This is a genomic window from Thermicanus aegyptius DSM 12793 (assembly GCF_000510645.1).
In the GTDB taxonomy this organism is placed as follows: Bacteria; Bacillota; Bacilli; order Thermicanales; family Thermicanaceae; genus Thermicanus; species Thermicanus aegyptius.
On the sequence record NZ_KI783301.1, the window covers coordinates 2,231,379 to 2,255,660 of the forward strand.

Consider the following 24,282-nt stretch of genomic DNA (forward strand, 5'->3'; position numbering starts at 1 on the left):
AAAAAGAGTCGTTCCCTTTAACGAAAGAAAAATTGCTTTTTTCGGTAATAGTGTTTGATTTTAAGTAATACAAAGGTGCTGAACGGAACTTTCATCTCCGGATGTTCCGCAAAGGCCATAAACGCGGCGATAGCTAACGGAATAACAGTATGCAATCTACCTAACGCCGGATCAGGTAATAGCTGGGGCGTGTATCTAAAGAGTATATAAGTAAAATACAAGCCAATACTAAGCCACACGGATTCGGTGAAGGAAAATTTTCCTATGAAACGGGATTTAATTCCACTGCGGTAAGGCACCGGGTGTCCCATAAGCCCCTGATATTCTTTCTCTTTCATGAAAAAAACGGCGCACCCACAAGCGAGTGCGCCCTTCTCTCCTTTCTACGACTTTATTATTGTCCTGTTTGCGTTTAGTTTGCGGTCGATCACTCAAAGAAACTAAATACTGCATCCGTTATCGGTTGTGCGAGGAAAAGCACCCCAACGGCTATTAAAAACACAACCGCAGTGCCTTTGAGCCATCTCATCGCATCTGGCTCTCCGGATTTAAATAGAAGAATAAATCCGGCGATCGCAACTGCAATTACCGCCACAATTTTTGCGACATTCTTCAATAAACCATAAATACTGTCCTTTGTTTGTGTTAATTTCGCGTTAAGATCTTCTCCTGCCGCAAAAACTACCGCTTGTGTCAGAAAAACAGAAAGAAACACGAATGCCATCAAAAAAGACATGGCGCGAACTACCTTCTTAGAGATCATTTAAATTCCTCCTTCATTTTTCATTTTTGTTGCGCCAACCAAATTAACCTTTTCCGTTAACTTGAACCGATTGTGCCGCTTTAGGATCAACGATATTTTGAATTCCCGCCACAATGTCAGGTGCATAGCGGATAAGCACATAGGCTAAAATAACAGCAACCAAAATTTTAACGGCAGCCCCGATCCCGCGAAAAACCCCGACGACAATTACGATAGCCGCAACAAGAATAGCAATAAGCATCAAATACTGGCTGGAACCTAACAGTGTATTATACACCCACTCTGAAAGGCGTTGAAAAACAGAAATAATTTGATCCATACTGCCTTGTGTGTTTTGTGCCGTATTCAATACGCTCTACCCTCCTCTATCTTGGTGAAAAAATCATTCGTTAACAAAAGCTCGTAAACATGCGCCTCCCATTCCTCATCATCCACCGGCAGCCCATACCAATCTTCGCCGTTTAATGGATCTCCCTCAAATACGCCAAACGCTTTGTACTCCCCAAGTCTTGGTTTTAAAGTAACTGGTTCTAGTTCTGCGACGATCACATACTGCTTCACCCCTTCCATTCGCCAATTTTCATCTTCTTCATCCATAACCGCAGCCACGTAGAATGCGCCTTTTTCCCCATTCTCCATCGGAAAGAACATAAACGGTCCAGGTTTGTCTTTTTTTGGCAAAAATACGCGGATCATTTCTTTGATTTCACCCCCAATAAAAAGAAAAAGAGGGGCAGCTATATTCCCCTCTTTTTTTGTTGCCTTGCAGTTTCGCAGTTGGCAAAACAAGTCCACGCCTTTAGGCGTCGGATATTTGGCCTTATTTATTTTTTAGATTTATTTTTTAACAGTTTCCCGCGATCCCCCATTTGGTGGATTTCGGGAGGGAACTACCCTCCCATCGTCAGGCGGGGATTATTTTTATTTTTTATCCGATCTATTTCTTGAAAAGGTATAGGCTTTTTTTTAAAAAAGGCGATCCCCGCCTTTTTAGCAGAAATCGCCATTTTAAACATAATAAGGGTCTGGTTTCATAGACCCGATTTTATAAAAGGTATGCGCATACCCTCTCTATATAGAGAAGGTTTTTGTTTTCCCTCTCCCTGTAATGGAAGATGGAAAGATTATACCACCATCCTCTCCCTGAACGGAAGAAGAAGAGTTTGAGTTCAAACTACTGTAGTATTATTATAATCTTTTTCAATTTATAATGCAACTTATGTTGCAATAGGTTTTTGAAGTCCCGCGACGGTTAATGTGTCCAATTTTACAATTTAATGCCGAACGCTTTTCGGTATCGTAGAAAGAATAACGATCCCGGCCAATAAGTGCAACATCCAACTAACAAATGGTATCCAACCAAGTACTGAGGCTACAATTCCCAAAGCAGATCCGATGGAATTATTCCCGTTTTTGAAGGTAAAAACCAGAGTGATAATGTGCAATACAAACATGAAAAACAACGGTGTCAACAAAAATCCATAAACAATTGCAATGCCTAAAAACGGTATTGCAAGAAAAAGTTCGAAGATCCCTGTGAGGATTTTAAGCACTTTCTCTGTTTCCATGTACACACCCCCCCCAAAAAAAAGAAAAAGCCCTGCGGCTTTCCGGTTAAAACAAATTGTATATCCATCCTATTAAGTTTATAAAGAATGATACTATTCTTAGAACAAAAATGAGAATGTAGTTAAAGATAATCATGAGCACCGAAGAAGTCTTTTGGATAATATTCGAAATAAGCGAGTGGAATTCTTCAGAGTAGATCATCCACCCAAAACCCCTTAGCATAAGCACAAACGCCATAAGAACGGCAGCTGCTGTCGTTACTATACGAAGTAGGTTGGCTATATTATGGTTCACCTCATCTACTCGGTCCTCAATAAGCTTCTCTTTCTGTTCTTTGATTTCTACCTTTTCGTAGTACGTTCCGTCTTCCTGCTGTACGAACGTCCGCATTTTAAACGTAGCTTTCCCATTTTCATTTGTGATTGGATCATATGTTACGTAAGTCCGTTCCATCTCTTTGAGCCTCCTTATCCCTTATTCTACTATTGTTTTGTGGCACATATTGTTTCGCTACCTCCCAAAACGGGATAAGATCTGGCTCTTGGTTTAAATCAATATACTTTAAATCTACATCCATAAAGTATGGGCCTCGTTCTTCTTCATCTACCCACACGACATAATAAGCTCTCATCGGGGCTGTTCTCATCCCTATCCCGATTAAGTAAACGATATTCCCCTCGGCATCTTGCAATGTCTGATTGGATTTAAAAAAAACGAATTGCGGCACGGCCACATACCGTTCGCCTTCTCTTTCTCGCTTCACCTTCTTCCATTTTACTTTTCGCCCTGCCTTCGGATTTTCGCCATTCTTTCGCACCGAACGAAGATATTCAACCGGCCTAGACAATAATTTGGGCATTACCGCTAAGAATTCTAAACTCATACGATATACCCAATATGAGGCTTCATAGACAAGGGCAATACCAAAAAACAAAACATAGAGCCAAACAATAAAGGAAGCAGTCCACATCACAAGATTTAATAAAACGATCAAAAACGCAAATGGCTGTTGGATCGTATCCCAATTCCCGATAAAATCAGGTATATCAAAAAAATTACCCATACGGATCATCCCCTTTCATTCGTATTTTTTTTAATTTATTTCACTTCTCTTCATCCTCTGAAATTGTGATATTAACTTTAAAATTGCTCGACTCTCCTTCTAGAATACTGGAGATAGAAAGAAGCCTTTTTATAAGTTTTTCTGCACTATACTTACCGTGAAGTGAAATATTAAACCCGTTCGATAAATTTGTTTTTACCTCATCAGTTTGAGGCGTAGATGTTGTAGATGTTTTAGTAGCCAACGGTCCACCTCCATGATATCTTGGAATATTGAATTTGTCCATGAGTCTATAGAATTGATAGCTCTTTAAATTTAGAGTTTCCATTATCTGTTTTGTTGAATATCTGTCTCTCCAGCGTAGTAAGCATTCCTTTTTCTGTTCATCGTCAAGTTTATCAAACTCCTCTTTCGGCATTAGTTTGTCGAACATATTATAAACGATTACCTCCCCACCTTTCGTGTACTCCCGCTTGGCTTTCCCTTTTAAAAAATCAACCGGGGTATGCATTTTTCCAACATACCCCCTAACTCCTTTCCTTGAATGAACACCAACCGCGATTCTTTTCTTATCTTTTACATCCTGGAGAAAAATTCTTTTAGCATCGTCCACGAACATTACAACCCCTTGCCTTTAGTCGCTGAACGGTTTATTTTTAATAGAATATTTCTCTTGGAACGTCGTCCAAAAACATAACGATATTGCTGTTCTTTTGAAATCTCTTCCGTTTCCTTTTCTAATTTTTCAAGTTCTTCTAATATCTCTTCTCGGATTACTTTCTTTTGTTCGTTTATTGACATTTTTAAGCACCCCCTTCTTTAACGTCTTTGCACGGAATTAGATTGCGGCTCCGCAAACTTTCGATAGCATACTCTTCAGCCAATTTTTGATCGACGAGACAAATTTTCGTCGGATGGCTAAGTTTATAATCGTATTCGATGGGTTTGTATACATCTTCGCGATACCCTTTATATCCTTTTTCGTAGAGTTTTACCCTTGCGACAAATTTAACTTCCACCCCCGGAGCAAGCGGCAGCACCTGAAAGCCCTTTGTATAGTTAAACCAAAGATGATCTGCCACAATTTCGCCCTTTGAATTTCTAATATCCTTCAGGAGTACCGTTTTCTCCGGACCGTTCCATCCGTTTTTTACCCCAAAACGTTCGAAAACGCCGGTGAATGTTGCACGTGTACCGTTTATCTTCTGTAAGTTTTTTCTCATCCTCTCACTCCTTTCGTTTATCAGCTAAATTCCCTTTCGCCCTATGCAATAAAAAAGCCCCACCCTGCTCTTCGTGAGCAAAGTGGGCCAGTTATTTTGAAACATAGGCAATGGAGAAAAGACGAGACAAAAGAAATTCCCAATCGTTCGTCACCCGTAAGCTCGTAAACTGTAAGCCGTAAACTGTAACCCGTTTTTCAAAAAACACATATTGTTCCTTTTTTTTAACCTAGATATAACCCTTTGATACGCCCAAAGGTCTTAAAGCGGTGTCTACACTCTTTTCCCCGATTTGCCTGCCGGGAGATAAGCCCGGCCATCAGGATACCTTCCAAATACCCTCATGGCCGGGCTCGCCTCATCTTTCCCGGCTACGCCAAATAATCCGAAGCATTGAAAGGAATTTCTACGAAGTGATTCTGGTGTTCAATATCTGACGAAAGTTTCTCGACCTGACGTTCCAGTTTTAAAGCCTTCAGGCGGTACTCTTCCGGGTCGTAGGTCGTCACCTGCAATAGATTCGTCTCTCCCGAAAAACGTCCCGTAACCCTTTGCACTTTCTTCTCGGACGCCAAGCTTTTTAATTGCTGAAGTTCGGAACGCATTTGCCTCGCCATTTCCAAAGCCCTGGTGAGAGAGATCTTCTCCTTATCCCACTCCACCGTGTGATTTAGATTAGCGATGGCGATCATCTCCGTAAGCCTGCATAGATCCGCTTGGGCTTTTTCGATTTCGGCAGTAATCATCTCAACGGTTCGGATTTGCGGCTCCGGCTCTTCACCTTTTGCGACCGTAACAGTTGCAACGTTGTGACGCTCCAACATTAACTCCTCAATGCGGCGCCTGATAACTTTTTCTAATGGGATTGCTTGGGCTAAAGTGATCATTTTCTATCCTCCTCTTAGTTAATTGTACCTGAAAAAGTCCTTTTTTTTGAATATTTTCTTTCTTTATTGGCCAGTCCACCAATCCTCTTCCTGCGTCGGGTGTCCCAAGCTTCAGCCGTGGGGTGGTTAACAAACCCTCGACTTTAGTTGTAGACGGAAACTGTTTATGGACGTTCGAATTCTCCCGAAAACGCGCCATACATTTCCCGTCCGTGAATATTGTACCGCTGTCGGACCTCGTTTACTCGATTTTGGATCAGGCTTGCGACCTTATCCGCTTTTTTAATCCCTTTTAGCATCATTTCTGAATCCGTTACGTCTGTTGCATACAGGACGATTGTCCCAAGCCCCAAAATACGGTCAAGCGGCGTTTTTCGAACTTGAATATCAAGTATACGATAAAGCGGTATCCGATCTTCTTTGATCCACAAAAATCCTTTTCGGCGATGGAGTGTTTCGTCTACCATCCAGTAGCGAGTGAATAATATTGGAAGCCCAAGCCATCTCGCCCGATCTTGCCATTCTACGTTCATCGGCGCAGGAGACTCCAACCTGTATAGGCTGGAGCGCCTTCCCTCCTTTCCTTTTTTTTTGATATTTTTAATTTGTCTCTACCCTATAGAAAAGCAATAAGCCTGCCCCGAGTGAGGCAGGCGATATAATCCAGCGCCCGATTCCCTATCCAAAAGGATTTCCGCACGACCGAAGAGGTCGTGGTTTCGGGTGATCGTGGCGCCGGTAGGGGTTAGCTAGGCAGTTTTAAAAAAAGGCATAGCTCCGCCATTGAGTTGTCAAGTCTATTTTAGCGGGATTTAAAGTATTTTGCAATAGATCGAGTAAAATTAACATTGTGCAATATTAACACCTTTCTTTTGCGAACAATCTCATTGCGTCTTCCCTTGTGATACAATTTGTATGGCTAATTAGCTACGGAACTTCTGTCGCTAATTAGATTAAAGAATTTTGATATTTGTTTAACTGAGTTGGGATAAGGTGCTATCATGGAATTTGAAAAGTCTATTTTTAACATGCCTTCTACGTCTATCGTTTTAAAAGGTATTCCCTTTATATAACAAATATATAAAAGAGTTGAATTGACACCCACAACAAGGTCGCAGTAGTTGATAAAATCAAATATGAAATTATTTTTATCCTCATTGAATATTTTGACTGGATATTTAGAAAGCCACGAATGGTCTTCTCTTGGGTGTGGTTTGACTATTATATTTACCTCTGAACTACTATCTTTAAGTACATACCTTTTGAAAATTTCTTCCTGGGTTATACCATAGCCATCCTCTTTGAAACTCTGCGAGGCGAAAAGTATGGTTTTCTTCTCATCTTCAAAGTATTTCCTGAACTCTTCTTTAAATTCGGGTTTGTATATCTTCATTTTCTCAAAAAATGGGTTGCCGTAAGGTAAAAGTTTTTCTTCTGCGAATCCTTCCTGAATCATTTCTTGTCGTATATATTCATTTGGAACGATAATATAGTCAGGTTCTACTGCAAATCTTTTTCTGTATCCACCAAAAAAGTCTAGCAACCCTATTGTTGTTATATTTGATTCTTTAGCGGTCTTAATTACTTCATAATTACATTGACGAGGCACTCCATCTACGGCAACAGCCATGGAATTTCCCTTTCTAATAAAATTCAGTACACTTTCCAAATCATTAAACTTGTATTGTCTTATACCGTTTTCTTCTAACAGCTTTTCGATAACTGGAGATAATGTGGTTACAATTATGTTAGCTTCTAATATATCTTTTTTCTCATATATCGGTGAAATGAAATCGACCCCCGCAGGTTGCATTAGAAACACAACTATATTCTCCTTCACGGTAATCCTCCTCTTCTTTACGATATAGGTGGGAGTTAAAAATCGAAAATTCAACGCGCCTACTTTTTTTTTATCAAACAATCACCTTTAATTGCTCCCTTAACCACCCCGCCGCAAGTCCACCACTTGCAAGAAACTCCTCCACCTGTTTAAACAACCGTTCGGCCTTTTTCATCTCTTTATCTTCTTCTTCCTGAACAACATCCACCCTCCCTTCGTCCTCCAGAATCTTTTTCCTCAATTCTCTCGTGGACAGCCCTTCATCATTCGCTACCGCAATATATTTTTGCGGCTCTTTGCTGTTAGCCGCAATCCGATGATGATACCATGACAAAGATGGTATGCGCGTACTCTCCTCTGGAAAAACCCGATATACCTTTACAAGTTCCCTGATCTGCGCCGTGCTCACCCCCAATTGCGACGAGAGAAAGCTCGCTTTCGCGCCCGCTTTAAGCATCGCGTCAAGAAGCTGCCCCTTCGTCCAACGTACTTCTTGCTCCTGCTCATCCAATTGGTGGTAAGCTGAGATAAGTTCCTCCAGGGTTGGCTCCGGCTCCTCTTTTGGAATTTCCTTTTCCACAGGCTGAGGCAGCAATCCAAGAATACCGTAGATTTCTTCCGCCGTCTTCCCTTCCCGCCCAGCCACCGCCAGAATCAAATGATGGCGGTCGATGTGACCATCATGATAAGCACGGTGATGTTCCCCGCAAAGCTGAATAAGGTTTTCCCGGATGTCGCTTCCCCCTGCTCCACGGGTCCGAATGTGATGGGGTTCCCCGGGGGCTTCCCTTTCGCATCGTTGACCGGTTGCCGGATCAACGTATTCACACCGAAATTCCGCTTCCTCACGGATGGATTGAATCACTGATCGGTTTTGAATTCGTTTATCTAATACCTGCAAGGCTTCCGCCTCCATTCTTTCTGTTTGATAGAATTTTACCCAGAATGATCGATGCTTCCCCGGCCAGTAAATCTCCCGGTGGAAGCGGAATTTTTTCTTGTTTAAGAACTTTGAACTGGTCTTTGGTCATCGGCTTTAATTGCCACGGAGCGGTGAAATGCTTCTTTGCCTCATCTGGAGTGGTTCCAAGGATGATTCCCCATACCTTAGCTTTCCGTTCCGTCCAGTCCAGCATGGCTTCCAGATGGCGTTTGATACAGAAACTCGCCTCAAAACGGGTAAGGTTCACGATCTCTTCCATCGGCCATCCGAACCCTTCCAGCGCCTTTTTCTGCCCATCGGATACCCGGAGCGTAGAAGTATCATAGTTTTTAGAGCCCCACTTTTCTTTAAATTTTTTCCTCTCTTCTAAGTACATGTCCTCGTCTTCCCTCAATTCCTCAAGTTCTCCCAACACGTCACGCCAATCGTAGTCCGGGAGGACGCTCGTATCTGAAAACTCAACCAGTAGATCCGATACTTTCTCCACTTCGATCGTCGGGAACACTTTGGAGATAAACTCCCTGACTTCAGGAATTTTCTTTTCTTCCTCCAGAACGGCTACGGTAAGCCGCTGCCCCTGCTTTACAGAATTTTTAAGGCCGACCATTTCCATCACGCTTACCACGCGGTGTCTCTTTGTGTTATCTGCAATGTCAAGCAAAATGAGGCGTTCTTTGTCCGGATGTAACCGCGTCCCGCGACCGACCATCTGGGTAAATAATGCCAACGATTTCGTGGGCCGCGCTAAAATAACCACCTCCACACTGGGTTCATCAAATCCTTCGGTTAACACCGAGACATTCACAACCACCGGAATTTCTCCCGTCTTTAGACCATCCAGCACTTCCCTCCGTTCCTCTTTCGGGGTTCCGCCGTGGACAAATGCAGCATTGATTCCCGCCCTTCGAAAGATTTCGGTGAGAGACACAGCATGTTCAATGTCTACTGCAAACACAATCGCTTTTTTCCCCGGGGCGTACTGCACATAAGCCTGAACAATCGCTTCGTTTCGATCCGCCACATTCACACGCTCCGAAAGCTCTCCGAGGTTAAAGTCCCCGGCGTTCGTTTTCACAGAGTCCAAATCCACATTGGTTTGGACTCGATAAGCTTCGATGTCCACAAGATACTGGTTCCTAATCCCTTCCAGTATCCCGTAGCTGTAAACCACCTCATCAAACACTTTCGCAAGCGTGACCCGATCCCCACGAAAAGGGGTTGCCGTTACTCCCAAAAGCAATTCCGGATTGAAGTAGTCAATCACTCGTTTATAACTGGGAGCAATGGCATGATGGGCTTCGTCAATGACTACGGTGTGAAAGCGATCAGGCTCCCACTGTTTGAGACGTTTTTCGTGCAGGGATTGGATACTTGCAACAACAATATCCGCGTCCTTTTCGTTTCGCTCCGCCTTTACCACGCCGATTTCCGCCTCCGGATAAACTAAACGGATTTTGTCTTCCGCCTGCTGAATAAGTTCGTCACGATGAGCCAAGACCAAAGCGGTTTTCCCGCGTCGGCGGAGTAATTCGGCAAAGACAATTGTTTTCCCCAATCCAGTGGCAAGGTTTAGTACCTGCTTTTTGACCCCTCTGGCAAGGGCTTTTTCGATGGCTTCCAACGCTTGTTCCTGGTAGTCCCTTAGCTTGATCAATTTTCTTGACTCCTTTCTACGCCATTTTTTGGGCTACTTTTTGTTTTTGTGCCAAATATTCGTTTGCGTCTTTAAACTCCCGAGGCAAAAACTTTATGCTTGCGTTAAGTCCTGCCGCTCTTAACAGTCTAAGATTTTCTTCTGCGGATCTCATTCCTGCTTCGTCATTGTCAGGGATGAACACAATTTTCTTACGACCAAAAAACTCTTTGATTTGAGCAACTTGCCTGTTGTTCAACCCAGTCCGCATGATAGCTACGGCTGGGAAACCTTCCTGCCAGATCGACATGGCATCAAACACACCTTCGACGACGAACAGTTCTTCCCTCGCCAGTTTTCTCGCTTGTGGGACGCCAAACAGCGTAACTCCCCCATCTTGCCTGTAGCGGTATTTCCCGGTAAGCATCCGGTAGAGAATCCCCTGGTTTTCTCCTTCGTGATCGTAAAGCGGGATTGAGATATTCCCGTCTTCAACGGTTACACTGAATTCTTTAATTGTCTTCTCATGAATCCCGCGCATAGCCAAATATTCGCGGCCTTTTGCTTCTTCATGCAACCCCACTGTGGTATGCGCATACCCTGATTTGGGGCTGGGGGAAGTGAAGGGCTTTGGCATCGGGTTTTCCTTCTCCGTCCGGTTTTCAAACGAAACGGGTTTCTTTTGCGCCGGTTCGCGTTCTATAGCGCTCGCATGAAGAACATCACTCGGCGCCTCATTCGACAGGTAAGAGAGAATCCACCGAACAGACTCCCCAAAGCGAAGGCCGTGCATCCGCTTCACAAGCTCCACCACATCACCACCAACGCCACAAGCATGGCAGTACCAAAGTCCGTTTCGCTCGTTAACGTAGAACGATGGGTGCCGATCATCGTGAAGCGGGCAATGACCCGCCCACTCCCCGGAGCTATTCTTCGGGCGGTAAAGTGTTACTCCGATCCTGCTCAGCAATTCCACAGCGTCCACGTTTTGACGAATCCACAAGGCAGCCTTCCTCGTGCCGGAAGTCCCGTAAGATTCTGTCAATTTGGGAGCATCTTCCATGATCGAAAAAGTCCCACGGCCTGCACCAGCTGGGGTATTAGCACTATAGTCCATTGAATGATCTGTATTAAACCCTGTAGTAGGGATAGACTTACTGTTTATCTCGCGCGCACGCGCGTGAACGGATTCCATGATCGAATCTGAGCTCGCCTCAATGGGACTTTTTAGGGCAGTAGGACTTTTTGGGGCGTTGTTCAAGGCAATGGGACTTTTTGGGGCAATAGGACTTTTTGGGGCGTTGTCCAAGGCAATGGGACTTTTTACGGCATGGGACTTTTTAGGTATAGGTCCCATAGGACTTTTCACTGCGCCACGTCCCGAATGACCGCCTGAAATGAGCTTTCGGCTCACTCTCCCCTCCAGCCCTTCAACGATATCCTTCATTCCTTTCACGTCGGATGATTTAGAAATGTACGTTTTCTTTTCCGCGATGACTTTTTCTACATTAGCCTTGTGAGAACCGTTTAACGTAGCATATCTGGATCTATCTGAACTTAACCACCTTTTTGCGGTGATTTCTGTAACTCCGAATTTCTTAGTTACCTCTTCAATAGAAATAGACCCACCAGAATTTAAGACCCGTTCCTTCCATAAGAAAAACTCTTCCTTCATCGTCTTGTATGGGGTATCTTTAGCGGGTGCATTAGTAATTAAAGTTTGGTCCCATTCCTTAAATCCTTCAACTTTATAACCATGTTTCGTTCGCCTTACGTGAATCAACCCTGATTCACGGAGTTTCTTGACCCACCGCATTATGGTTTTTCTTTCGACGGAAAAAAGATCGCTTAATTCGCTCAAATTTCCAAAAGAATGGTTGACAAAAAAGATATACATTTGGTACAATCTAGATGTCATGGTGTTGTTTTGAAGGGAGCCTTTGGGGTTGTGGCCAAGGCTCCCTTCTTTTTACCCTCCTTTCACTTTTTATGCAAAAAAATGTTTTTGCCTTATACAAAAAAACTCTACAAACGAAACGCAAACAAAAGAGCGATGGCTGGAAGAGAAGCCATTAGTAAAAGATTACGTATTGCATCCTCAATTATCTTTTTACCTTCTTCTAACTTATCTTTGACAACTACATCATCACTTACGACTTTAGCACCCAATTTATTAAGCTGTTCTCCGCTGATCTTTTCACCTGACTCATTGATATACAACGGATTCCCCTCCGCATCCGTCCCTACAATTTCAAGATAGGTTCCGTCAGAGGTTTGGAGATAATGCGAATAGTACCCGTCTACCACATAAGGGCTGTTTTTGTATGCATCGTTAGGCTTATATTTATAAACTTCTTGTGTTACGCCACCCCCATCATAAACATGAAACGGAAGGGGAATAAATACTGGGAAAGGTCCTCCTGCCGCTTCCGCTTTGGTGAATGGGATAGAAAAAAGCACCATTAACATAAACGAGATCAGGATAAGAGATTTGACCTTTGATTTCATTTTTGTTCCTCCTTTTACCATTTTTAGTTAAAAAAACACTCTCACCCTATGCGATAAAAAAGGCCCGCCCTGTTCTTTTGGAACAAAGCGAGCCATTAAAACCTTAGTAGGGATAGATTTACTGTTTATCTCGCACGCGCGCGCCTAAACTTGCCTTCATAGGACTTTTTGGTTCACTGTCCAAAGCAGTGGGACTTTTTACAACATGGGACTTTTTAGGTATAGACCAAAATCCACGCTCCTAAGAAAGCGACCATGACGATGACGGCAACAGCAATAAGGGCAATTAGCAAGCGATACTCATCTTTTTCGTCTTTTAAAAATTGCTCGAACAGTCTTTTCATGTTTTTCACCTCCCATAAATAGATAAAAAAATCGACTCCTCTTTTTCAGCGCAGGAGACTTCCGCTCTGTTCTTTTGGAACAAAGCGAGCCATTAAAAGTATCCTCTTTTTTTAAAAAAAATGGTATAGATCACATTGATTTGTATAGTTAATTTTAGTCTCGAAGAAACTTTTGGAATGCCTTATTTAAGCGGTCTAATATAAAAAAAATAAGAAAGGCGCAACTTCTAATCATCGTGAAACTTTTTAAACGCTTTAGCTAGGACGGTTAATCCTTTAAGTACATTTAACAGCATTGTCACGAATAGACCTAATCCTGCCCCTCCGCCCATAGCATTTAAGACACTCTCAGGGAGGTCAATTTTTAAGTATATTAGCCCGAACATTAGTGCAACTAATCCAAAGAATCCAACAAAGAAATTGATTCCGTAAGCTAAAATGAAAGCTACTAAAAAAGCGATGGACCCAGCAAAAAACTCAACCATTTACATTCACCTCCTTCAAAATTAAAAATTAAAAAAAACACATTCATTTTTTATATCGTCACCCTATCCTTTTTTTTAGCTTCCCGATCTGAGATATTACTCCTTAACCATTTTTTTAAGTATTGTTATAATCTTGTCAGATACTATTTCAGATATAAAAATAGCAAAAATCGGAATTGATATAAGAATTATGAAAGATAATGCTGAATAGAAATTATTATTAATTATCAATCTTGATCGCCTCCCATCTTAAAATATTCCATCGCTTTTTCCATCGCCTTTTGCAGGCTTATAAAATTGTCCTGGGTTCCACCGGTATCTGGGTGCATTTGCTTAACAAGGGTTTTGTATCGTTCTTTGACTTCGGCAAGATCTTTCGGAATCTGATCAAATCCCAAAAACCGAAAAAACGATGGTACCTCTGGTACTTCACTTACCGAAGGGAGATACAACATGCCGGCAACCCATGTCTGTAAATCGTAGATACCTCGTTCTACCATCCTTGCCAAATCTTCCAGTGATAAAACGACTTGAGCAAAAGCGTCCGAACCATAACGAAGTTCTATGCCATTTGATTTCGCTTTTTGAACCGAGTGTTCAAAGCGATAAAGCTGGCCCTTGTACTCAAACTGGACGAAGCAACCGAAGCGATCCCAGTTGAAATCGTAGGATTCCACCCCGAGACGATCCATTACCCGTTCCAGTTTTTGTTCATAAAACCCCGGTTTTACGTATTGTTTCTTCATTACAGGTACTCTCCTGTTCTTTTAAAAGTTCTTCTACAAACCGAGAGGCTTAATCATAAGTGTAGACTATGCTTGAACTACGCTGATCCTCTCATTAAAATTCTTCTAAGGGTATTGGACTTTTTTATTTGTTGGCAATTGTCAAAATGTATAAATGGCCTGCACCCTCTTTTTACTCCCATTCCCCCGTAAAAAGGGAGTGGAGAACATAGATGGAAATAATCAATGTTATAATAATTAGCCAAATATTGTTAACCAACATCATCAACACGATACCAGCGTATTTCGAAACAATTATTACTTTATCGGTTGTCCTCATGCTCATGAAAGCCTGAGAAACGAACAGTAAAATCGTAATGGCAGATATAGTTAAAGCAATGAAATACGCGTCTGGCATTATTCATTCCTCCTTGAAATTTAATTTATCTTGATTAAACCCTTTTCCGCTTCTTCTCCTCCGATCCCCTGAAGATGTTCTTTCAATTTTTCTACCAGACCTGTATTCCTCTTTACAATTTTGTTATTGCTTATCGCAATTTGAAGCGCTTTTCTTGTGCCGATTAACACAACTTTTTCCTCGGCCCTTGTGATCCCCGTATAGATGATGTTCCTTGCCAACATGATGTAATGCGATGTAGATACGGGCATAATGACGATCTTCGCTTGCCCACCTTGAGACTTATGCACAGTGATGGAATAAGCAAGCGAAAGCTGTTCCATTTCATCACGGGTGTATTTTACTTGTTTGTCCTGAAATGTGCATTCCACGACGATCTCTTCATTCCCGTCGTCATCTATGATGGTTTCGATACTTTTAATTGTACCTAAGTCCCCGTTCATTGGGCCTTTTTCGTAGTTGTTTTTCCTCTGGATCACCGTGTCCCCAACGCGGAAGATCGTCTGCCCATACCTTAATTCGTTTTTGGCTGGAGAAGGGGGATTCAAAATCTCTTGTAGAGCTTGATTTAACTCCAATGTACCAATTACACCTTTTTTCATCGGGCTTAGAACTAAAATGTCTTCTTTCTTATACCCTTTCTGCACGAAACGAAGGACGCTTTTCAGGATCGTCTCCTGTATCTTCTCCGGTTCCTCTCGTTCAATGAAGTAAAAATCATCTTTTGCCGGGTCGATAAGGATGGGTTTTCCCTTGTTGATTCGATGGGCGTTAACGATAATCGAACTATCCTGGGCCTGGCGGAAGATTTCGTCTAACCGGACGTGGGGAATACCCGCTTCGATTAAGTCATGCAGAACATTTCCGGGGTTTACACTGGGCAGTTGGTCTGCATCTCCCACGAGAAGCAGCTTTGTCCCCCGTTTAATCGCGTCGAGCAGCATGGCAAACAGTTCCAGATCCATCATCGAGACTTCATCTACAATGACGAGATCAAAGGGTAGCGGGTTCTTAAAGTCGAATTCCGGTTCTCCACCCGGCATGAGGTTGATCAAGCGATGGATCGTCAAAGCTGGAAGGGAGGTTACTTCCGACAGTTTCCGCGCTGCCCTACCGGTGGGAGCGGAAAGTCCGATTTTGGCGCCAGGATGAATTTTACGATACACTTCTATGATTGCTTTTGTTACAGTTGTCTTTCCGGTTCCGGGGTTTCCGGTTAAAATCAAGACGTTGTTCCTGAACAGTTCCCGGATCGCCTGCTTCTGTTTTTCGGCAAGCACTTTCTTCTCTTTGATCTGATACTCTTTGATGTAGGTTTCCAAAGACAATGCTTCGCCATCCCGAACACCGGCTTTTAGCAAACTAACCAGTTTCAGGCTCACCCTCATCTCGTAATCGTAGAGTTTTTTGGGGTAAACCCTTTTCTCCTCGATTGCGATTCTTTTTTTCGCTTCCAGATAATGCAAGGCTAAGTTTAAATCTTTATCTCCGACTCGGTTTTCATGATCCGGGACATTGTGATTCAGAATCTGTAGCGTATCTCGGACAAGCTTTTCTTCTTCGATAAAGCAATGTCCGTGATTGTAGATTTTCTCAAACAGAACAAATTCCATTCCGGCCATAACCCTGGCCATTGAATTCGGCAGAATCCCTATCTTTCGGGCAATCTCATCCGCCTTGAGAAATCCAATCCCGGTTAGCCGGGTTAGAACGTAGGGATTCCGCTTGATTTCCGCTACAGTGTTTGACCCGTATTCCTTGTACGCTTTAATGGCCAAATTAGCGGTGATGCCGAAGGGCAATAAAGCCATCATGATCTGTTGTAACTCATATGTCTGTCTGACGCTATCTACGATTTTTTGTGCTTTGATTTTACCGATTCCCTTTATCCCCTGTATGGAGCTTTCCCCTTGCTCCATCATGATCTTGAGCGCATTTTCCCCCAAATGATCCACGATCTGTGCGGCTCTTTTAGGTCCACATCCTTTGACCACGGGAGAAGCCAGGTATGCGATGATCTGATCTTTTGTTTGCGGCATTGGCCTTTCATGCCATTCTACCTTAAATTGCCTGCCGTACTTTGGATGAGTAACCCATTCCCCGTGAATCGTGATTTCTTCCCCTTTATCAATCCCAATGATCGGTCCGGTAACGGTAAATTCTTCATCGGCCAGAAACCTCGCAATGAGAAAATCGTCGCTGCGAAAGATGACTTTCGTTATTGATCCGGTATAGCTTTCACTCATTTAGCTGTATTTCTTCCCTTAATTTATTGAGGATTATAGGCACAATGAAGTTTCCTTTTACCGATTTTTCATAGGGGGTATCGGGGAGAGTTTCTTTCACTTTAAGGAAAAGGGAAAATGGGATTAAGAATCGTTCTTTCTTGACTTTAATAAACGCCTTGCACTTTTCGATCTGGGTCTTGATAACCCCCACGGCTTCATCTTTCAGTTTCTTTAACTGATTGGCCGGAGTGTTATCCAGTTCGTCCATCTTGCGGATGTATTCTTCTTGTTTTTTGATGTTTTTCTCCATATTTGCTTTGTGAAGAAGTTCTCTTTGTTCATTAGCGATTTCTTCTTCTGTTTTCGCGCGATCTACTGTTACGTCAAGAGTTGATTCGAGGTCTATGTTTGTCAGATGATGGAATTCTTCTTCTGAGACACGGTTTTTAAGTATCTGGATTACCTTTGGAACGCTTTTGATTAAATGCCAAAGGTTATTGGGTAGTTTTATATCGTTGAGCTCAATAAGAATATATCCTTCCAATTTCCCTCGATCCTTAAAGCTTGTTCCTTTTTGAGTGATAGTTTCGTAAGCGTGTATCGCTCTTACGGTTGTGTCACCGACTTTTTTCAACAATCTTGACAGTGTATCTTTTACCTCAATTTCACTTCCTGTGTACACTTGCACCGCGAAAACAGAAGTCATTTTATTTACCTCCTTGGCTTGGGCTTGGATTTTCTTTTCTCAACCATTACCCGTTCAGGACGGGGATCAGGACCTTCTAGTGTTACGATCAACTTGTCATTGTGCACGCGCATACCTTTGACTCGTTTATATCCAAACCTTTGAAGCTCGTTTGCTAAGCTTCTTAGGGAAACCGCTACGTTTTCCGCACCAACCGTTACTCCTTCTGAAGGGTTCGGCAACGCAACGGATATCTCGAAATCTTCTTGAAGACTTTCAAGACTTTCAATGAAATTTTCTATGAGATTGATATTTTCCATCTACATCCTCCTCTCTTGAAGAAAATCAAAAGAGACTGCAAAGACAAGGTTTGGTGCCATTGGTGGGATTCGAACCCACACTCGTTTCCTAAGCCTACCTGAGAGGATAACCCGCTTCCCTACTAAGCTTCTCCGAGAGGCTGTTCGGTGCTACACCCTTACTGGCTATTCACCGTTTCATGGTTACTGGAACCTCTGGTTGCGACGGAGATCCGTTTTCTCCCGCTCTTCCGTCTTGAGCTACAAAGGCATTTTTAAACTGGCAAGTTAGCATATTGGCAAAGGCGGCAGGATTTGAACCCGCACCTACGGTTTTGGAGACCGCTGTTCTGCCGTTAAACTACGCCCTTATGGTGCTGGCGGAGGGACTCGAACCCCCAACCGCGCGCTAATCTGGCGCATACGTGAGGTATAAGCTCACCGCTCTACCAATTGAGCTACACCAGCATGGTGACCCGTATGGGATTTGAACCACTGTTACCACCGTGAAATGGTGGTGTCTTAACCACTGACCAACGGGCCATATTAAAGTAAGCTTATGAACATTACATCCAGACGAATTTTTCCTCGATGATTTCTCCTTGCTTATATCGGTATGTGATCATCTCATCCCGTGACGGGTGTACTACAACCCCCATTGGTGTACGACGTACAAAACGCCATCCGTGCTTTTCAGCTTGCTCTTTCATGATCTTGTCCAATTCTCTTTCTACTTGATATGGTTCACAGGTTTTATATGATTTTTTATAGACTAATTCCATCTAAACACCCCACTTTTTTTAAGCAGCATGTTTCTGATTGCCGCGGTCTTTTATTTATTGATGTATCGTTTTGCAAATGCGTAGTTTGTACGCAAATTATTTAGTAAAGCCCTGATTCTCTTAAGTTTCAATATTTTTTCTATATCTTCTTCTGTAGGCCTTTCGCTGGTGATTACAATCTCTTTTTTGATCTTGCGGACTTCGGCTTCTAAAGCGTTTATATCTTTCTTTAGTTTCATTACATATTCTTCCATAGTATTTTCCATCGGGCTCGCCTCCTTTTTAGAAGGATTTTTCGAATAAATGTTGAAGTTACTTATTACCCTCGACTTCTGATTTCTCCGTTTTGTTTGGTTTATAGTCAAGCATGATTCTTATTGCTTTGATCATTCTTTCAAGGTCAGGCTCGTAAACAGCTTGGTAGGTAATTCCTGAAGGATGCTTTTTCGAAGGATGCTTTTTCAATGATTCTCACCTGCCCCAAGTCGGGTTGTAGATAAATTGGTGGGTTATTCCACTTGGACGATAACTTTTAATGATGATCATCTCCTCTCAAGCAAAAAAGTATTAAGAGCGTAAATGAATCTTTATGTTGCTTTTGTAATCTTCAAATAGCTTTCTTTGATCCACTTTCTGACGATTTATTTCCTAGTTGATAAAGAAACGTTTCGTTTCTTTGATCTTCAAAAAAAAGAGTCCAGTCGATATTCAAAACAGACGCTATTCTTTTTGCTACTACTACACTTGGATCACGATCACCACTTTCGATCATCCCATAATACTGACGACTTATTCTAGCATTAGCAGCCACTTGTTCTTGGGTCATATTCATAAGCTCCCTAATTCTAATTAACCATGGACGTTGCACATAATCACCCCATTAACGAATCATTTTGTTTCTCATGACTACAGTTTAACGCAACATTATGTTTCTGTCAATACTAAATGCTACTTTTTGTTTCTTTTATTTTTTGCTACATACAGTTGCATTATAATTAATACATACTCAGCAGAGGATGATGGTGCTTATGTTTCAAAAAAGGTTAAAAGCTTTAAGGACCAAAAAAAAATTAACTCATCAGGATATGGCTGATTTCCTTGGAATTAGTCGTCAAGCATACGGTCTTTATGAAAATGGAAAAAGGGAACCGGATTTCCATACATTACAAAAGCTAGCCGATTTCTTTAATGTCAGTACAGATTACCTTTTAGGGAGGACAGACGAACCAAACAATGAAACCCTCGCTGCCCATCGTACAGATGACCTAATGGCTGATCTCCCCCCAGAGGCGCGTAAGTCCTTGGAGGAGTTTATCGAAAGCATGAAGAAGTTATATGGCGGGAAAAAGGAATAAAGCCAGTTCAAATGACACTCATGATGTCGTAAATACAAGAAAATCCTCAAATGAGCCGAGCATTGCGTGATGGACAAGAAGAAATAAAGGCTCAACTGAATGCTCTTTCTGTGGATGTTCATGTACTTACCAGCAAAGTCGCTTCACCGGAAATGAAAAACTGGATCGACAGAATCAAAAGACAGAATCGAAATATGGAATCTTTAGCCATTCGATTTATTAAAACGATGAATTAAAACGATAAGATAGATATGTTCTCTTTTTCATTCCAAAAAAATAAGAACATATATTCACGGCTAATACTGCTTTATATATAATATATATAAATAGAAAGGGGTGCTGTTCCATTGCCTTTTCCTTTACTTCAATTAGCCGATAAAATGGGAATAAAGGTACACTATCACGATTTTTCTCCTCCTTTGGAGGGGGTTTATTGGTCCCATCCAGATTATCCGCCGATCATTGGGCTTTCTCGTTCCCTTCTTAGTGACCGTGCTCGTTATCGTTGTGTACTGGCCGAAGAGATTGGTCATCACTTTACTACACCTATTTTTGCTACCCTCCCCAAAGCATACTTTCACTATCGTGATCGACTTGAAATTAGCCGAGCCGAATATCGTGCCTTGAAGTGGGCGGCGAATTATCTGATACCTTTGGACAAGCTCTGTGAAGCTCAAAAAAATGGGATTGTTGATCTGTGGGATTTAGCGGAGCATTTCGATGTTACGGAGGAAATGATGAGGTTTCGGATGAATTTGGCAGATGTGCGGGGGAGATTGAAGCTCATGGAGAAAATGTCGGTGTGATAAAATTTTGATGAACCCTTGTAAAATATATTTCACGAGATAAATATCATCTAAGGGATTAAAATCTAGGGGATGATGATAGGCTGTTTGTGCAAAATGTACTAATGTTTAAGAAGGAAGAAAGGCGGTGGAATCATGTTGGAAAGCGTTGTATGGTTGGCTAGTTCTCTGGAAGAGGTGATTTTTTTAACTCTTCAGTAGTATACAATCGTTATTATCTGCAAAAATTATACCTATTTTAAATTTGAATTAATTTAATATTAAAATAGATGATTCTACAGTTAATTTTAACTTGAGCGAGAGAAAAAAAGAAAGAAGGGAGTTAGTTTCAATGAGTGATTTCTTTGAAGAAATAACTGAATCATCAGAAGTAAAATCGGAAATAGTTCGTAAATACTTTGGAGCATGGGCTAATATCATGAAGTCTCGTTCCACTAAAATGGTATATATCGATTTATTTTCAGGTCCCGGAAGATACAAAGACGGGAGCGAATCTACACCTTTAAAAATTTTGAAACAAATTATTCAAAATCCTGCCCTTAGAGAAAAAATGGTGACTATTTTTAATGATAAAAAAGAGTCGTATGCGAAAAATTTAATGAATGAAATCTCTAAATTAGAAGGGATTGATTCTTTAAAATATAAACCTTTAATTGTCAATACTGAGGTTGGTGATGAAATTGTAAATTTATTTGAGTCAATAAATTTGGCACCCACTCTTGCTTTTATCGATCCTTGGGGTTATAAAGGGCTGAGTTTAAGATTGATCCGAGCTTTAGTTAAAGACTGGGGATCTGATTTGATCTTTTTCTTTAACTACAATAGAGTTAGTATGGGGCTTAACAACTCTTCGGTAACAGAATGTATGAACAACATTTTTGGTGAAGAACGAGTTATCCAGTTAAAAGAAGAAGTAAAATTCATGTCTCCTTATGAACGAGAATTAACTATTCTTAATTCTCTTGCAGAATCTCTTTCAGATCAGGCAAAATATTATGTTTTACCTTTCCAATTCGTAAACGCGAAAAAAAATAGAACTAGTCATTACCTAATATTTGTGTCAAAACATGAACTGGGTTATACTCTAATGAAAGAGATCATGTGGGATCATAGCTCAGAAAAGGAAGATGGAGTGGCCAGTTTTTCTTTTATTCCGTTATCTCAGGAATATCAGCAATTATCCATATTATCATTATATTCTCGGCCCCTTGACGAATTGGGTATAGAACTTATGAGAAAATTTTCAGGTAAAACAATGTCTGTCCTTGAGATCTTTAAAAAACACCATGTTGGAACACCATATATTTTAAGAAATTATAAAGAAGCATTAAGTAGACTTGAAGAACAAAAACGGATTAAGGTCAATCCACCAGCAGAAAAAAGAAGAATGCGTAAAGGGAAAAGAACATTTCCGGATACAACAATCGTGCTTTTTCCTTGAAGCAGCAAAAAGATCATTTGTTCTTATAAATCGGTATGATATAATTCACTTAAGAAAGGAGTGTATGAATTGGCAAGCAGATCGAACATTGAATGGACAGAAGCCACTTGGAATCCTGTAACCGGATGCACTAAGATTTCCGAAGGTTGCCGTCATTGTTATGCGGCTACGATGGCAAAAAGGCTTCAGGCAATGGGAAACCCTCGATATAAAAACGGATTTAAGGTAACTTTACATCATGATTTAATCACATTACCTCTAACATGGAAAAAGCCACGTCTTATCTTTGTAAACTCGATGTCTGACCTTTTTCACAAGGATGTCCCCCTTGAGTTCATCCAACAAGTGTTTGAAACGATGGAAAAGGCCTATTGGCATACGTTTCAGATTTTGACAAAACGTTCGGATCGTTTATTGGAATTGGCTCCTCATCTTCCTTGGCCGGATAACGTTTGGCAAGGTGTGAGCGTAGAAGACGAGCGGGTGAAATTCCGAATTGATGATCTTCGTAAGATTCCAGCAAAAATTAGATTTCTGTCTTGCGAACCTTTAATTGGTCCTTTAGAAAATTTAAATTTAGAAGGTATTCATTGGGTAATTGCTGGTGGTGAATCAGGACCAGGAGCAAGACCGATGAAAGTTGAGTGGGTAAGATCGCTAAGAGATCAATGTGTAAATCAGGATGTAGCATTTTTCTTCAAACAATGGGGCGGCGTTCAAAAGTTCCGAACCGGGAGGACATTGGATGACCGCACTTGGGATGAACTCCCTGTCCGACCAAGACTTAACTCGGAAGTCAGTTTACAACCCGTTTAAATTACAAAATCCACGCAGGAAAGCCCACGGCTTCAGTTGTGGGATGAAAGCGAAAAAAAGAGAACATGTGTTGTGGTTTTTTCGCGTTTTTTGTATCATAAAGATAGAGGACAGAAAGGAGCAGGGGGCGATGGCGCGGAAGAAAAACTCCGGCAACCACACACCGATGCAAACCATCACGTCTAGGGCCAAAATTGTCTATCTCGCAGACCAGGACGCCCTACTACTGGGGCTTTTGGGTTTTTTCGCAACTAAGCTCTGGAATACTGCCAATCATCATCGGCGCGTGGTCTGGGGCGAGACTGGTAAAATCCCAAATTTTGTTGAACAATGTAGGGATCTCAAGACTAACAGGTGGTACAAGCTGATACCTTCACAAAGCGCCCAGGAGATTCTTGGGGAACTGGACGACTCCTATCGCTCCTGGTTTTCTCACCGTAAAAACGGCGACCTAAGCGCACGTCCGCCGCGATTCCGGAAAAAGGAACCATTAAGCACCATAACCTTTAAACAGAAGGCTTTTGAAATCCTGCCGGGCAACCATGTCAAGGTGAGGTTGCCCAAGACCTACGCGAGGCGGGAAATGGTTTTGGAATACCACCTTCCTCCTGATACCACCTTGGGCAAAGTTCAGCAGGTCAAGTTGTCCTGCGACCCCACGAGCGGGGATTGGTACGTGCACATTGTCCATAAAGTGCCAATTAAGTACCGTGAAACCGGCCAGGTCATGTCTCTTGACCTTGGGATCGTGAACACTGTGGCCGGACTAATCACGGATGGGTTTTCATTTCTCGTGCCCGGAGGCGAGCTTTTGGCCCTTGACCGGTACTTCCAGAAGGAAAAGGCGAAATGCACGAAATCAACCAGCAGAAAGTGCATCAGAATCAACGCCAAATGGGGAAGGCAACGCAGCCACTATCTGCACGCCTTGACAAAATGGCTGGTGGACCTGGCCGTTGCCCACAACGTTTCCACCATCCTAGTCGGCGAATTAAAGGGTATTCGCGCAGACAAAGATTGGGGAGACGCGGGGAATCAGAAACTTCACACCTGGCCCTTCAGCAAGATAATAAGCTTGCTCACCTACAAGGCAGCCCTTGCGGGCATTCGGGTAATTAAAGTGTCGGAAAAAAGCACCAGCACCACCTGCCCGGTATGCTCCAGGAGAACTAAAAAAGCCAGGGTTTACCGAGGATTATTCGTCCATTGCGGTCTTGCGCTGAACGCCGACTTGGTGGGCGCGTACAACATTTTGCAAAGATATCTCCGTGAGACGGGTCAGGCTTGGCCGGACCCGGTGGGAGTAGTGGGCGCACTGGCACGCCCAGCAGTCAACCTGTTTGTGTGGAGAAAAACCACACCGCTAGGCCGAGGACAGGGGACGTTCAGGCGGGCTGCTTAAGCCTGTTTGGACATCTGCGAACCGACTATCCCCGAAGGGGAACCAAACCCCTTTAGGGGTGGGAAGA

Annotated in this window: 32 protein-coding genes and 2 tRNA genes; 6 read left to right on the top strand and 28 right to left on the bottom strand. The window is 42.3% G+C overall.

The features are described 5' to 3' along the window. Positions 1-17: 17 nt before the first annotated feature. The 28 genes from THEAE_RS0111775 to THEAE_RS0111935 all read right to left on the bottom strand — a co-directional run bounded on the left by THEAE_RS0111775 (position 18) and on the right by THEAE_RS0111935 (position 19,245). Positions 18-338 carry a PrgI family protein gene (locus tag THEAE_RS0111775; RefSeq protein WP_028987623.1) on the bottom strand — a complete coding sequence of 107 codons (321 nt, stop codon included), beginning with the start codon at positions 336-338 and terminating at the stop codon, positions 18-20. An 89-nt stretch (positions 339-427) separates the two neighbouring features. After that, a complete protein-coding gene (locus tag THEAE_RS0111780; RefSeq protein ID WP_028987624.1) occupies positions 428-763 on the bottom strand; it encodes a TrbC/VirB2 family protein in 336 nt (111 codons plus the stop codon). A 43-nt stretch (positions 764-806) separates the two neighbouring features. After that, entirely contained in the window at positions 807-1,112 is a 306-nt protein-coding gene (locus THEAE_RS0111785) for a hypothetical protein (protein WP_028987625.1), read from the bottom strand. Next, a complete protein-coding gene (locus THEAE_RS0111790) occupies positions 1,109-1,459 on the bottom strand; it encodes a hypothetical protein (protein WP_028987626.1) in 351 nt (116 codons plus the stop codon). The genes THEAE_RS0111785 and THEAE_RS0111790 overlap by 4 nt, the downstream gene beginning before the upstream one ends. Positions 1,460-2,037: 578 nt before the next feature. Continuing rightward, positions 2,038-2,331 (bottom strand): membrane protein, encoded by a 294-nt coding sequence (locus THEAE_RS0111800; protein WP_028987627.1) that lies wholly within the window; start codon positions 2,329-2,331, stop codon positions 2,038-2,040. Between the two features lie 46 nt (positions 2,332-2,377). After that, entirely contained in the window at positions 2,378-2,785 is a 408-nt protein-coding gene (locus THEAE_RS0111805; RefSeq protein ID WP_028987628.1) for a hypothetical protein, read from the bottom strand. Next, positions 2,760-3,395 carry a hypothetical protein gene (locus tag THEAE_RS0111810; RefSeq protein ID WP_028987629.1) on the bottom strand — a complete coding sequence of 212 codons (636 nt, stop codon included), beginning with the start codon at positions 3,393-3,395 and terminating at the stop codon, positions 2,760-2,762. Before THEAE_RS0111810 ends, THEAE_RS0111805 begins: the two co-directional genes overlap by 26 nt. Positions 3,396-3,435: 40 nt before the next feature. Next, a complete protein-coding gene (locus THEAE_RS0111815) occupies positions 3,436-4,008 on the bottom strand; it encodes a hypothetical protein (RefSeq protein ID WP_156920616.1) in 573 nt (190 codons plus the stop codon). A gap of 5 nt (positions 4,009-4,013) precedes the next feature. Then, positions 4,014-4,196, bottom strand: coding sequence for a hypothetical protein (locus THEAE_RS0111820; RefSeq protein WP_028987631.1), 183 nt, complete (start codon positions 4,194-4,196; stop codon positions 4,014-4,016). Positions 4,197-4,198: 2 nt separating this feature from the next. After that, positions 4,199-4,618 carry a hypothetical protein gene (locus THEAE_RS22115; protein ID WP_052329962.1) on the bottom strand — a complete coding sequence of 140 codons (420 nt, stop codon included), beginning with the start codon at positions 4,616-4,618 and terminating at the stop codon, positions 4,199-4,201. Between the two features lie 371 nt (positions 4,619-4,989). Further along, positions 4,990-5,505 carry a DIP1984 family protein gene (locus THEAE_RS0111830; protein WP_028987632.1) on the bottom strand — a complete coding sequence of 172 codons (516 nt, stop codon included), beginning with the start codon at positions 5,503-5,505 and terminating at the stop codon, positions 4,990-4,992. A 164-nt stretch (positions 5,506-5,669) separates the two neighbouring features. Then, positions 5,670-6,038 carry a PH domain-containing protein gene (locus tag THEAE_RS22120; RefSeq protein WP_156920617.1) on the bottom strand — a complete coding sequence of 123 codons (369 nt, stop codon included), beginning with the start codon at positions 6,036-6,038 and terminating at the stop codon, positions 5,670-5,672. A gap of 386 nt (positions 6,039-6,424) precedes the next feature. Then, on the bottom strand, positions 6,425-7,345 hold the full coding sequence (locus THEAE_RS0111840; RefSeq protein ID WP_028987633.1) for a glycosyltransferase family protein: 921 nt from the start codon (positions 7,343-7,345) through the stop codon (positions 6,425-6,427). A 73-nt stretch (positions 7,346-7,418) separates the two neighbouring features. Then, positions 7,419-8,246, bottom strand: a complete 828-nt coding sequence (locus THEAE_RS0111845; RefSeq protein WP_028987634.1) for a hypothetical protein — start codon at positions 8,244-8,246, stop codon at positions 7,419-7,421. Beyond that, positions 8,230-9,942 (bottom strand): DEAD/DEAH box helicase, encoded by a 1,713-nt coding sequence (locus tag THEAE_RS22125; RefSeq protein ID WP_052329966.1) that lies wholly within the window; start codon positions 9,940-9,942, stop codon positions 8,230-8,232. The genes THEAE_RS0111845 and THEAE_RS22125 overlap by 17 nt, the downstream gene beginning before the upstream one ends. A 16-nt stretch (positions 9,943-9,958) precedes the next feature. Then, positions 9,959-11,818, bottom strand: a complete 1,860-nt coding sequence (locus THEAE_RS0111855; protein ID WP_169729987.1) for a CHC2 zinc finger domain-containing protein — start codon at positions 11,816-11,818, stop codon at positions 9,959-9,961. Between the two features lie 128 nt (positions 11,819-11,946). Next, complete coding sequence (locus THEAE_RS0111860; protein ID WP_028987636.1) at positions 11,947-12,429, bottom strand: hypothetical protein; 483 nt, start codon at positions 12,427-12,429, stop codon at positions 11,947-11,949. Between the two features lie 215 nt (positions 12,430-12,644). Further along, a complete protein-coding gene (locus THEAE_RS23710; protein WP_281169572.1) occupies positions 12,645-12,773 on the bottom strand; it encodes a Flp family type IVb pilin in 129 nt (42 codons plus the stop codon). 227 nt (positions 12,774-13,000) lie between these two features. Then, on the bottom strand, positions 13,001-13,258 hold the full coding sequence (locus THEAE_RS0111870) for a hypothetical protein (protein ID WP_028987637.1): 258 nt from the start codon (positions 13,256-13,258) through the stop codon (positions 13,001-13,003). Positions 13,259-13,485: 227 nt separating this feature from the next. Further along, positions 13,486-14,004 (bottom strand): hypothetical protein, encoded by a 519-nt coding sequence (locus THEAE_RS0111880; protein WP_028987638.1) that lies wholly within the window; start codon positions 14,002-14,004, stop codon positions 13,486-13,488. Positions 14,005-14,421: 417 nt separating this feature from the next. Next, complete coding sequence (gene recD2 / locus THEAE_RS0111890; RefSeq protein WP_028987640.1) at positions 14,422-16,647, bottom strand: SF1B family DNA helicase RecD2; 2,226 nt, start codon at positions 16,645-16,647, stop codon at positions 14,422-14,424. Then, entirely contained in the window at positions 16,640-17,335 is a 696-nt protein-coding gene (locus THEAE_RS0111895) for a transcription termination/antitermination NusG family protein (protein ID WP_028987641.1), read from the bottom strand. Before THEAE_RS0111895 ends, recD2 begins: the two co-directional genes overlap by 8 nt. 5 nt (positions 17,336-17,340) lie before the next feature. Then, positions 17,341-17,634, bottom strand: coding sequence for a hypothetical protein (locus THEAE_RS0111900; protein ID WP_028987642.1), 294 nt, complete (start codon positions 17,632-17,634; stop codon positions 17,341-17,343). A gap of 276 nt (positions 17,635-17,910) precedes the next feature. After that, positions 17,911-17,984 (bottom strand) — tRNA-Trp (locus tag THEAE_RS0111905). Position 17,985: 1 nt separating this feature from the next. Further along, positions 17,986-18,081, bottom strand: a tRNA-Ile gene (locus tag THEAE_RS0111910). A gap of 98 nt (positions 18,082-18,179) precedes the next feature. Further along, complete coding sequence (locus tag THEAE_RS0111920; RefSeq protein ID WP_028987643.1) at positions 18,180-18,395, bottom strand: hypothetical protein; 216 nt, start codon at positions 18,393-18,395, stop codon at positions 18,180-18,182. A gap of 50 nt (positions 18,396-18,445) precedes the next feature. Further along, entirely contained in the window at positions 18,446-18,661 is a 216-nt protein-coding gene (locus THEAE_RS0111925; protein ID WP_028987644.1) for a hypothetical protein, read from the bottom strand. A gap of 341 nt (positions 18,662-19,002) precedes the next feature. Further along, positions 19,003-19,245 carry a helix-turn-helix transcriptional regulator gene (locus THEAE_RS0111935; protein WP_425426429.1) on the bottom strand — a complete coding sequence of 81 codons (243 nt, stop codon included), beginning with the start codon at positions 19,243-19,245 and terminating at the stop codon, positions 19,003-19,005. A gap of 178 nt (positions 19,246-19,423) precedes the next feature. On the opposite strand from THEAE_RS0111935, the gene THEAE_RS0111940 reads away from it, so the two are divergent. The 6 genes from THEAE_RS0111940 (at position 19,424) to THEAE_RS22130 (ending at position 24,215) form a co-directional block, all read left to right on the top strand. Beyond that, a complete protein-coding gene (locus THEAE_RS0111940; protein ID WP_028987646.1) occupies positions 19,424-19,750 on the top strand; it encodes a helix-turn-helix domain-containing protein in 327 nt (108 codons plus the stop codon). A 50-nt stretch (positions 19,751-19,800) separates the two neighbouring features. Then, positions 19,801-19,986 (top strand): hypothetical protein, encoded by a 186-nt coding sequence (locus tag THEAE_RS0111945; RefSeq protein WP_028987647.1) that lies wholly within the window; start codon positions 19,801-19,803, stop codon positions 19,984-19,986. Positions 19,987-20,097: 111 nt separating this feature from the next. Beyond that, positions 20,098-20,556 (top strand): ImmA/IrrE family metallo-endopeptidase, encoded by a 459-nt coding sequence (locus tag THEAE_RS0111950; RefSeq protein ID WP_028987648.1) that lies wholly within the window; start codon positions 20,098-20,100, stop codon positions 20,554-20,556. A 331-nt stretch (positions 20,557-20,887) separates the two neighbouring features. Then, positions 20,888-21,997, top strand: coding sequence for a three-Cys-motif partner protein TcmP (locus tag THEAE_RS0111955; protein ID WP_039944450.1), 1,110 nt, complete (start codon positions 20,888-20,890; stop codon positions 21,995-21,997). 69 nt (positions 21,998-22,066) lie between these two features. Continuing rightward, positions 22,067-22,813, top strand: coding sequence for a DUF5131 family protein (locus THEAE_RS0111960; protein ID WP_028987650.1), 747 nt, complete (start codon positions 22,067-22,069; stop codon positions 22,811-22,813). Further along, positions 22,743-24,215 carry an RNA-guided endonuclease InsQ/TnpB family protein gene (locus THEAE_RS22130; RefSeq protein ID WP_084213537.1) on the top strand — a complete coding sequence of 491 codons (1,473 nt, stop codon included), beginning with the start codon at positions 22,743-22,745 and terminating at the stop codon, positions 24,213-24,215. The genes THEAE_RS0111960 and THEAE_RS22130 overlap by 71 nt, the downstream gene beginning before the upstream one ends. The last annotated feature ends 67 nt before the right edge of the window (positions 24,216-24,282 follow it).